7 protein-coding genes and 1 pseudogene are annotated in these 9,925 nt (G+C 47.8%); 3 read left to right on the plus strand and 5 right to left on the minus strand.

Features of this window, described 5'->3' with window-relative positions:
- Nucleotides 1-493: 493 nt before the first annotated feature.
- The 3 genes from AC4MRN_RS16605 to AC4MRN_RS16615 form a co-directional block, all read right to left on the minus strand.
- Nucleotides 494-1,132 (minus strand): transglycosylase SLT domain-containing protein, encoded by a 639-nt coding sequence (locus AC4MRN_RS16605; RefSeq protein ID WP_155015390.1) that lies wholly within the window; start codon nt 1,130-1,132, stop codon nt 494-496.
- 84 nt (nt 1,133-1,216) lie between these two features.
- A complete protein-coding gene (gene gshA / locus AC4MRN_RS16610) occupies nt 1,217-2,803 on the minus strand; it encodes a glutamate--cysteine ligase (RefSeq protein WP_491203901.1) in 1,587 nt (528 codons plus the stop codon).
- 172 nt (nt 2,804-2,975) lie between these two features.
- Entirely contained in the window at nt 2,976-5,837 is a 2,862-nt protein-coding gene (locus AC4MRN_RS16615) for a M16 family metallopeptidase (protein ID WP_491203902.1), read from the minus strand.
- Nucleotides 5,838-5,997: 160 nt separating this feature from the next.
- Between AC4MRN_RS16615 and AC4MRN_RS16620 the strand changes: the two genes are divergently transcribed.
- The 3 genes from AC4MRN_RS16620 to AC4MRN_RS16630 are packed head-to-tail and all read left to right on the plus strand — an operon-like array spanning nt 5,998 to nt 8,169.
- Nucleotides 5,998-6,561, plus strand: coding sequence for an Hpt domain-containing protein (locus tag AC4MRN_RS16620; protein ID WP_155015393.1), 564 nt, complete (start codon nt 5,998-6,000; stop codon nt 6,559-6,561).
- Nucleotides 6,562-6,576: 15 nt separating this feature from the next.
- A complete protein-coding gene (locus AC4MRN_RS16625; RefSeq protein ID WP_491203903.1) occupies nt 6,577-7,260 on the plus strand; it encodes a TIGR01621 family pseudouridine synthase in 684 nt (227 codons plus the stop codon).
- A gap of 15 nt (nt 7,261-7,275) precedes the next feature.
- The gene (locus AC4MRN_RS16630; RefSeq protein ID WP_491203904.1) at nt 7,276-8,169 is read left to right on the plus strand and encodes a ketopantoate reductase family protein; all 894 of its coding nucleotides are present in this window, start codon (nt 7,276-7,278) and stop codon (nt 8,167-8,169) included.
- A gap of 7 nt (nt 8,170-8,176) precedes the next feature.
- On the opposite strand, the gene lysS is transcribed toward AC4MRN_RS16630, so the two are convergent.
- Both lysS and prfB read right to left on the minus strand, forming a co-directional pair.
- On the minus strand, nt 8,177-9,721 hold the full coding sequence (lysS, locus tag AC4MRN_RS16635) for a lysine--tRNA ligase (protein ID WP_255053413.1): 1,545 nt from the start codon (nt 9,719-9,721) through the stop codon (nt 8,177-8,179).
- A gap of 26 nt (nt 9,722-9,747) precedes the next feature.
- Nucleotides 9,748-9,925: pseudogene (prfB, locus tag AC4MRN_RS16640) on the minus strand (peptide chain release factor 2); the annotation flags it as partial.

Raw genomic sequence — 9,925 nt, forward strand, 5'->3', positions numbered from 1 at the left:
TGAATGTATTTGACATACTCATCCTCTGACATATCACTACCTGGAAAACAACATTCACTTTTGGTTGTGGTTTCGTTTATGCCTGAATATAAAAAACTATTTTAAACAATAACTTACTTGAATTGTCTTTCGAATTTCTATGGTTTGATGATGTCGAGTGAATAGCGAGATTTGGGGCAACTGAGTCGTATGAAACACGTTTAACTATCACGTTGTGATATCGCTATGTTATTTCACGACGAAAAAAAACGAAAAAAAACCAAATCACAACTTGATAATAATTATCATTTAGATTACCGTAGTTGTGCCTGTTGGGTATCTGATGATTGACGGTCTTGGGCAGATACCCATTTCTTTGGGCAGGCATTTTGCCTGCCCGATTTTTCTTTACTCTTTTTCTATACTCTGCCTTTATACCGAAGCCATTTTTGCCGAAATCATTTATGTCGCCATCATGTAGGCAAACATCATTCATATTGCAAGCGCTTGTGGCTCAATCAAACAATTTCCAAAACCAGCTTTTTTGTAAGTCCGCTTCGCAGGTTTTCAACTGGCTTGCATAACGCAGTGAGCGGTCTTTTACGCGTTTAGCCACTTGTTTTAACCAGGCCTTTCTATTGTATGTTTTCTTGCGGTAGCCGCCCCAACCTTCGTGATAATTCAGGTATTGCGCATAAGCGTCCCACTTCGAAATGCCATTGACCGTGTGGGTTTTACTAATAAACCACCCCATAAAATCTATGGCATCTTCAAAATCATCGCGGTCCGCACCACTGTTACCCGTTTCACGAATATAGTCGCTCCAGGTGGGTGTTTTAGCCTGAGAATATCCATAAGCTGAACTCACGCGGCCCCAGGGAATTAAGCCAAACAGAATATAATCGCGAGGAGGTAACGCATCGTGTCGGAATGAGCTTTCCTGATACATCATGGCCATAGGCACATGAATGGGTACGCCCCACTTTTCACGCATCTCTTCAGCAGCGTCGTACCAATCCTCTTTTTCGTAGAAGATTTCACACAGGTTACTGATGTCTTTTGGCGGCGTTGTGGCACATCCCACAAGCATCAGTGGCATTAACACCACCCAACCTGAAAAAAAAATACAAAATTGTTTGAACTTTTTGTACATACATTGTCCAACCTAGTGTTCCGAATGTGTGTTTCCCTGGAACGAATTCTTTATGCCTGACCCGTGTCAGGCATTTTTTTTGCCCTAATTTTGTGGCGGACGGGCAAAGTATTCCTGGATAAATGCGTCAAATGACACCTTGTCCGCAGCCTCAATGTCTTGCTGGGCAGCGTGAGAACGCGTGGCCTCTTCAACAAAGTCCGCTGCCGTCTTATAACGGTATTCAAAGGCTTTAATGTCATTGCGATAGCTATTTGCCAACTCTCGCCCTACCACCGCGTTGTCGCCTTCACTTAATAATTTATTTAACCAGCGACCTGAAAAAGTCTTATCGGGGTCAGTGATTTTTTGCCACTCTCGTTCAACTGCCAGGCTATAGCGATTGTCATCATAGGCGTTATCCATGAACTGCGCTACGTCGCCGAACCTGGCAAACAATTGCTCAGCCCACACCTGCATGCTGACTTCCTGTTGGTTGTGCAGCAAGGTTAATCCAGGCTTACGTCCTTCCAATACAATGCGGTTTAAGTTCACTTCCGTTTCTTTGTAACGATCTGCGGTGAACTCCGGGCTGTCCATAAGCAAACAACTGATCAAAAACACGTCAAGAAAATCGATTTGATCCCGGGAAATGCCTGTCGCACTGAAAGGGTTAACATCCAGCGCACGTACTTCTATGTAACTAACCCCACGGGTAGCCAGCGCATCAGTTGGCTTTTCCATAGAGCGGGTTGGCTGCTTGGGACGTATCGGGGAATAGAATTCGTTTTCAATTTGTAGCACGTTTTTACTGAGCTGCTGGTAGTTACCGCCCTCACCGGCTGCAAATCCCGCATAGCGCTGCGATGGCTGATACATCGCTTCTCTTAGCACGCGGATGTAATTATTCAGCTCGTTGTAACAAATCCGCAGCGATGACTGTTCGGTGCTGGTGTAGCCCAGTCCGCTCATACGCAGTGACGTCGCATAGGGCAAGTACAAGGTACCTTTGCCCAGTTGCTTAAAATCAAGACCGTGTTCGCGCCCGGCGACAAACGAACTGCACAGTGCCGGCGACGCACCAAACAAATAAGGAATTAACCAACAGGTTCTGCGGTAATTCCTAATCAGGCTGAAATACTGTGCAGAGATCCAATCCTGAGTCGGTTCAACGTTTTGCTTTTCCGCCAGGTATTGCCACAGGCTGTCAGGTACCGAAAAGTTAAAATGCACACCCGCGATGACCTGCATCATGCTGCCATAGCGGTTGCGCAAACCAACCCGATACGCTTTTTTCATTTTACCGACATTTGACTCACCAAAGTACGCAATCGGGATTTCAGCTTCGCTTTTAATAAAGCACGGCATGCTAAGCGGCCAAAGGCGCTCTTCACCCAGATTGTCCAGGGTAAACTTGTGTACGTCAGCCAATTGCGCCAGGGTTTTATTCGCGTCGGTTTCTGGCGGAGTAATAAATTCCAACAAGGATTCTGAGTAGTCAGTTGTAATACTATCGTGCGTCAGCGCCGCGCCAAGTGACACCGGGTGGGGTGTTTGTGCCAACGAGCCTGTGGGGTTGATTCTGAGACATTCTCTTTCTACGCCGCGTTTAATGCCTTGAATACTATTAATGGCAGAGGAATGACTTAACGCATTTAGGTCGTAGGTAAAATCTGAAGTCAATGGAAGCAATGTCAATATCCAGGTGTACCCCCGCAGCGTACGTGCTGCGGAGTGGTTAGTTCTGCGGGTATCTTATCAAATAAATCACCAGTGTTAATGCCTGATTGTCTGAATTTCACGTGGGTCTGTGGTTATCTCAAACAAGTCACTGGATCACTTGCTTTGACGAATGCCTAGTGTGCTAACCACCAGCAAAGGAAATATCGTGAACTGGCATCGCCAATGCTTCCAGCTGCGGTTGCAACGCTTGTTTGTCACCGACAATAATAATTTGTAAATCCTGCGTATTTAACAGGCGGCTAGCCACTTTGTCGAGCTCAGGCTTGGCAATGCCTCGAATTATCGACTTTTGTGTTTGCTTGTAATCACTGGGCAAATCATACGCCACCAAACGGCGTAGAAAAGCCGCTTTATCCATTGGCGTTTCATACTCCAGCGCTTCACTTAACGTAAACGCGTTCTGCATAAACGCTAGCTCTGCTTCGGTTATCCCTTGTTGTTTATACTGGTTAATTTCTTTCATTAGCTCAACAATACCCGCTTCGGTATATTGCTGTTTAAGCTCGGCGCCCGCTTCAAACCACCCTAATGATTTGCCACCGTTAAACGAAGAATAAGCGCCGTAGGTGTATCCTTTGTCTTCCCTCAGGTTTTGGTTGATGCGACTGTTAAAGTCGTCACCCAACGGGAAGTTCATTAATTGGGCGTGAAAATAGTCACCCGTGGCGTCATAAGGCAGAGAACGCGAGACCATTCTTACCGTACTTTGTGTCGCCCCGGGCACATCGACCAGATAAATCTGGTTAGACTGATACTCTGGGAAGCTGGCATAGCCCGGAATGGTATAATCACTGCCCTGCCAGTCAGATAAAAAAGCCAAACGGTCAATCAGCGCCGCCTGCGATATATCCCCCACCATCACCAGGGTGCTTTTAGCCGGCACATAATAGTTTGCATAAAATCGTTTAACATCGTCGAGTGTGATGTTTTGTAAGGTTTCTGCTGTTCCGGTTTGCGACAAGCTAATACGGTTTTGTTTACCCCATAACACTAACGACGTGGCTCTCTCGGCAAGCGCAGAAGGATTTTTAGCCTGGGAATTGATGCCATCAATCACTTGCTTTTTCAATCGGTCGAAATCTGACTCAAGAAATGCAGGGCGAAATAATTTCTCTTTCAGTAAAGCCAGAGTGGCGTCGAGGTTTTCTGTCAGGCTGGATACAAATACCTGGGTGTATCGTCCATTACTGGTGAAGCTGATAGAGGACCCAAGTTTAGCCAGCTCATTAGACATAGCTTCGTTGCTGTAGCCCTGAGTCGTTTCATTCATCATCATGGCTGTCATTTGTGACAGCCCGGCTTTTTCCATTGGATCCAGTAACATGCCGCCTTCCATGTCCAGGGTAAAACTGACTGTAGGCGTCTCATCGCTGGTCACACCGATAATTTGCATACCGTTGTCTAAACGGTCGCGCCAGTACTCAGGTACGGTAACGGATGGCGCAGGTCCGGCTTCTGGTACCACGGAGCGGTCAAAGCCGGCGGACGATGTCCGGGACGTTTGTCTGGCAACGTCAATTGAAGTGGTTTCTTGTTGAATTGCGAATTCACGCGGGGCTGATTGAAAGGTTTGTGGCGCAGCTGCCAGTGCAGACTGACCGTGAGGCACTACACTCAATACAACCGCTTTCTGACCTTTGATGTATTTTCGGAACACGCGGTAAACATCTTCTTTGGTGACGTTATTATAACGGGCAATGTCCTCGTTAATCAGGTTCGGATTGCCAAAGAAGGTTTCGTTATAAGCCATTGTTGACACCTTCCCACTCACGCTCTGCAATCCATAGATGGTAGACGCCTTAATACTCGCTTTTACCCGCAGGAGTGCGTCGTCGTCAAACGGACGCGACTCAAACGTATCCAGCATGGTTTGAATGGTATCGTACATGCCGGCCAGACTTTCTCCGGACTCCGGAGAAATCAGTGCCATCAGATTAAATTCGCAGGCCAGCTCGCTACAGGGGTGCGATACGCCCGCTTGAACGGCTTTACCGGTTTTCACTAACGACTCGTAAAACAGTGACGTTTTACCACTGCCCAGAATATTCGACAGTACGTCCAGCGCAGCTTCATCTTCATGTCGGGCATGTACTGTTGGCAGCACAATTTGCAACAACGGTAAATGAATATTGTCTTCCAGCGTGACAAAGCGATTGTCAGATAATTGCGCTATCCCAGGCGCTTGGGCCGGAATATCGGGTCCTGCAGGTATTTCACTAAAGTACCGGGAAATCCAGGCTTTTGTTTGTGCTATATCGATGTCGCCGCCGATGGTAAGTACGGCATTGTTAGGCCCATACCAGCGCTGAAAAAACGCTTTTAAATCGTTTACATTAACTCTGTCCAGATCTTCAACATAACCAATAGTCAGCCACCCATAAGGATGGCCCTCGGGATACAGGGCCTCGGCAATTTTTTCATGGCGACGTCCATAAGGTTGATTGTCTACCCGCTCGGCCCGCTCGTTTTTTACGGTTTCACGCTGTATTTCAAACTTTTCCTGCGTTACCGCAGGCAATAAAAAACCCATTCGGTCGGCTTCCAGCCAAAGTACTTTTTCCAGCTGATTCGCGGGTACGGTCTGGAAGTAATTCGTACGATCGCGGTTGGTTGTGCCGTTCAGGGTGCCACCTGCGTCCGTCACTATTTTAAAGTGCTGCTCATCGGCCACATTTTCTGAGCCCTGAAACATCATATGTTCAAAGAAGTGGGCAAAACCGGTTTTGCCCGGTAACTCTCTGGCAGAGCCAACGTGATACGTCATATCAACGTGCACCAGTGGATCAGACTTATCCTGATGCAAAATAACAGTTAACCCATTGGCCAGTTTATATTTTTCATAATTGATGTGAACTGGCTGTGCTACACTGTCAGACGACGCCTTTGATACAGCAACAAGGGCAGAATCGGTTGTGTTATTCGCATACTGGCAAGCTGACACCACAAAAATACACAAACCGACTAAAATGAATCTAAACAACATGAAGTAATTCCAGGAAAATGATCGCCAGTAGCTGAAGATAGGAAAACGTTAAACTAAAGTTGAGCACTTTAACAATAAATATAACTAAAAGTGTACAGCAAATACGAATACCATATACAAATACATTACACAAAACTCCACAGTTGAAACGAAAGGCGCTATGACAACAACAAACGAACCTATTGATTTCGAGTTTGGACTCAGACAACTCAACGGCAACGAAGCGCTACTCCATCGCCTGTTGCGAAAGTTCGCCGATGAATACAGAGACATCGGCACCCGGCTTCCTGCACTGTTAAGCGCTCAGGATATTGCTGGCGCTGAAATTCTTGTACACACATTAAAAGGCGTTTCCGGAAACCTGGGTTGCAATGCCGTGTTCGAAGCAAGTCGCTCGATCAATCAGCAACTCAAAGCATCTGACGTGAATAACAATGATATTGCCGATTTATTGCAGCAGGTCAACCAGACTATTGCCCTTATAGACGCGTTGCCCAGCGGCGATGACGCAACGAATAGTACCAGTGAAGAAAAGCCTGAAAGTAAAATTGCGCTGCAGGCACTGACTGTCGCGCTAAACAACCATGAGTTTATCAGCAACGACAAGCTTAATAGCTGGTTAGACGCCATGGCCGCTTCACCGATGCAGCGACAGCAAATTACCAACGCCATCGACGAACTGGATTACGATGCCGCTAAAGCGCTGTTGTCAGAATTAGCCTAATCGCGGGCAATCAGGTTGAACATTCTGTTTTCTCATCCCGACTTTATCGTAATTGATAAACCGCCGGGAACAACTATGCATGATCCACAAGAAGGTGTGGTTCATCAGGCTGAAATGGCGTTTGGCCTGTCTGATCTTCATTTGGTACACCGGCTTGACGACGGCACATCGGGCTGTCTGATTCTGGCAACAAACCGAGCATCAGCCGCTCACTTTGAGCTGCTTTTCCGCACTCACCAGGTGCAAAAATACTACCTTGCGCTAAGTGACAAAAAGCCGAAGAAGAAACAAGGCACCATCCTTGGTGACATGAAAAATCGCCGTCAGGGCCAGCATATACTGCTGAAAAGCCGGCATAATCCGGCCATTACACAATTCTTCAGTTATGGGTTTGACGGGGCTCCCCGAGCGTTTGTCGTTCGCCCATTAAGCGGCAAGACACATCAAATTCGCGTGGCCCTGAAAAGTCTCGGCAGTCCGATTTTGGGCGACGCATTGTATGGTGGGACGCATTCGGATAGGCTTTATTTACATGCATGGTGCGTGGCATTCCAATGGCATAGTGAGTCAATTGCTGTGTTTAGCTGTCCACAGCAGGGGGAAGCGTTCATCAATCCGGTATTTTCAACCTGGCTCAACAGCCAGTCAGACCCGGCCCTACTTGCCTGGCCAACCGCGCCAGGAAGGCCCAACGCTTAATAAAAGGAAAAATGGATGTCCTGGCGTATTAATATACTCGGCAGTGGTGCCATCGGTGGTCTTTGCGCAGCCGGGGCCCACAAGGCTAAACTCACTTATCGGTGTTTTGTACGCCAGGGTCGCAATCCCCTGCGCTATGCAGAGGAGCTGGACGGCCAGATAACAACGCTGGACTATGCGTCAAATGACAGCTACTCATTGAGTGACTCTGACTTGCTGATCATGCCACTGAAAGCCTTTCAGCTCGAAGACGCGCTTCGTCAGTGGCAGGGGAAAATCAGTCTGAATACGCCTGTTTTACTACTGCACAATGGTATGGGTGGCGTTGAACTAGCCAGAGATATCATTCCTGACAACCCGGTATTGCTGGCTACTACAAGTCACGGAGCATTAAAGCTGAATGCAGATACCGTGAAACACACCGGTTTGGGCGCTACCATGCTGGGTATGGCTTTTCACCACCCTCGGGCACCGTCACTGCAACATCAACTCATCCCAATTATGGAAGCCTGTATCGGCCCGGTTACCTGGCGTGATGACATGCACAACGCACTGTGGCAAAAGCTGCTTATTAATTGTGCCATTAATCCGCTGACCGCATTGGCCGATGTTAAAAACGGTGAGCTGTCACACGCCTCGTATCGGCCTACCCTCCAGGCCATATGTGAAGAGGTATGCCTCACTGCGCAAGCTTTCGGCATATTTATCGATGCCAAATCAGCATTGGAGCAGGTTTTACATGTCATCGAAAATACCGCTGAGAATTATTCCAGCATGCACCAGGATATCGCCCATAAGCGCCCCACAGAAATCGATGCAATAAATGGCTATGTGGTAAAACAGGCACAAAAAAATGGTATTGACGTTCCCGTCAATACCCAGATGTTACTCGCGATTAAAGCGTTGTAAACGTCGCTTACTGATCCTGGCTCTCTGGCTTCATGTGCGGGAACAGGATCACGTCTTTAATGGTCGGACTGTCTGTAAACAGCATGGTCAGACGGTCAATACCAATCCCTTCACCGGCTGTAGGCGGTAAACCAAATTCCAGTGCACGGATGTAGTCTTCATCGTAGTGCATGGCTTCGTCATCACCCGCGTCTTTCTCTTCCACTTGTTTGCGGAAACGTTCGGCCTGGTCTTCCGGGTCATTCAGCTCGCTGAAGCCGTTTGCCAGTTCACGGCCGCCAACAAAGAACTCAAAGCGGTCAGTGATAAACGGATTGTTGTCGTTACGGCGCGCCAGCGGTGATACTTCCCACGGGTATTCAGTAATAAACGTAGGTTGTTCCAGCTTCTCTTCCGCCGTTGCTTCAAAAATTTCACAAAGGTATTTACCTGCACCCCAGATACCGTCAACTTCAGGCTCTTTGATGTGCAGTTGTTTAGCCATTGCTTTTAGCTCGTCCAGATGCGCTTCCGGGTCGCGGATTGCCGCTTCGTTCGCTTCCGGCCAGTATTTCAGGATAGCTTCACCCATACTCAGGCGGTCAAACGGCTTGCCAAAGTCGTACTTCACTTCGCTCAGCACATTGCCTTCGGCGTCTTTGGTAGTGTTTGTGATGATCGCAGTACCCAGAATATCTTCTGCCAGTGTACGCAACATGTCTTCTGTCAGGTTCATCAGGTCATTGTAATCCGCGTACGCCTGGTAGAACTCCAGCATGGTGAATTCAGGGTTGTGGCGCGTAGACAGACCTTCGTTACGGAAGTTACGGTTGATTTCGAACACGCGCTCAAAACCACCTACTACAAGGCGCTTCAAATACAGTTCAGGGGCGATACGCAAATACATATCGATATCCAGTGAATTGTGGTGCGTAACGAACGGTTTTGCAGTCGCACCGCCTGGGATCACCTGCAACATTGGCGTTTCCACTTCAATGTAGTTACGGGTAGTCAGGAAGTTGCGGATACCGTTAACAATTTTGCTTCGAACCACAAACGTTTCACGGGTTTTTTCGCTGGTGATCAGGTCAACATAACGCTGGCGATACTTGGTTTCCTGATCGGTCAGACCGTGGAATTTTTCAGGTAACGGACGCAGAGACTTAGTCAGCAGTTCATACTGGCTCATGTTGACATACAGATCGCCTTTGCCTGACTTGTGCAACGCACCAGCCACACCAATGATGTCACCAATATCCAGCGAGCCGTAGCGCGCTTTGATGTCTTTTTGCGTGTCTTTGTCGGCATAAGCCTGAATACGGCCAGTCATGTCCTGTAATAACAGGAATGGGCCACGTTTAGCCATAATACGGCCGGCAATACTCACCTGATTGTCTTGTTCAATCAGGGTTTCTTTGTCCAGTTCACCAAATTGCTGCTGCAATTCGTCGGCGTAATTTTCACGACGAAAGCTGTTAGGAAAGCCATTGGCACGGCAGGTTTCCCGAATCGCGCTCAGTTTCGCGCGGCGCTCGGCAATCAATTTGTTTTCGTCGAGTTGTTGGTCGCTCATAATCTGTTCACTTTCTGTTAAATGGCTTAAAGACCTGACTTAAGGCTGGCCTGAATAAACTTGTCTAATCCGCCGTCAAGAACCGCTTGTGTGTTGCGGGTTTCAACGCCGGTGCGCAAATCCTTAATACGGGAATCGTCCAGTACGTAGGAGCGGATTTGGCTACCCCAGCCGATATCAGATTTGTTGTCTTCCATCGCTTGT

This window comes from Marisediminitalea sp., assembly GCF_984433645.1.

Excerpts from the sequence above, each read along its gene's own strand:
- AC4MRN_RS16605 (WP_155015390.1), bottom strand. The coding sequence starts at position 1,132 with ATGTACAAAAAGTTCAAACAATTTTGTATTTTTTTTTCAGGTTGGGTG.
- AC4MRN_RS16615 (WP_491203902.1), bottom strand. The coding sequence starts at position 5,837 with ATGTTGTTTAGATTCATTTTAGTCGGTTTGTGTATTTTTGTGGTGTCA.
- AC4MRN_RS16620 (WP_155015393.1), top strand. The coding sequence starts at position 5,998 with ATGACAACAACAAACGAACCTATTGATTTCGAGTTTGGACTCAGACAA.
- AC4MRN_RS16630 (WP_491203904.1), top strand. The coding sequence starts at position 7,276 with ATGTCCTGGCGTATTAATATACTCGGCAGTGGTGCCATCGGTGGTCTT.
- lysS (WP_255053413.1), bottom strand. The coding sequence starts at position 9,721 with ATGAGCGACCAACAACTCGACGAAAACAAATTGATTGCCGAGCGCCGC.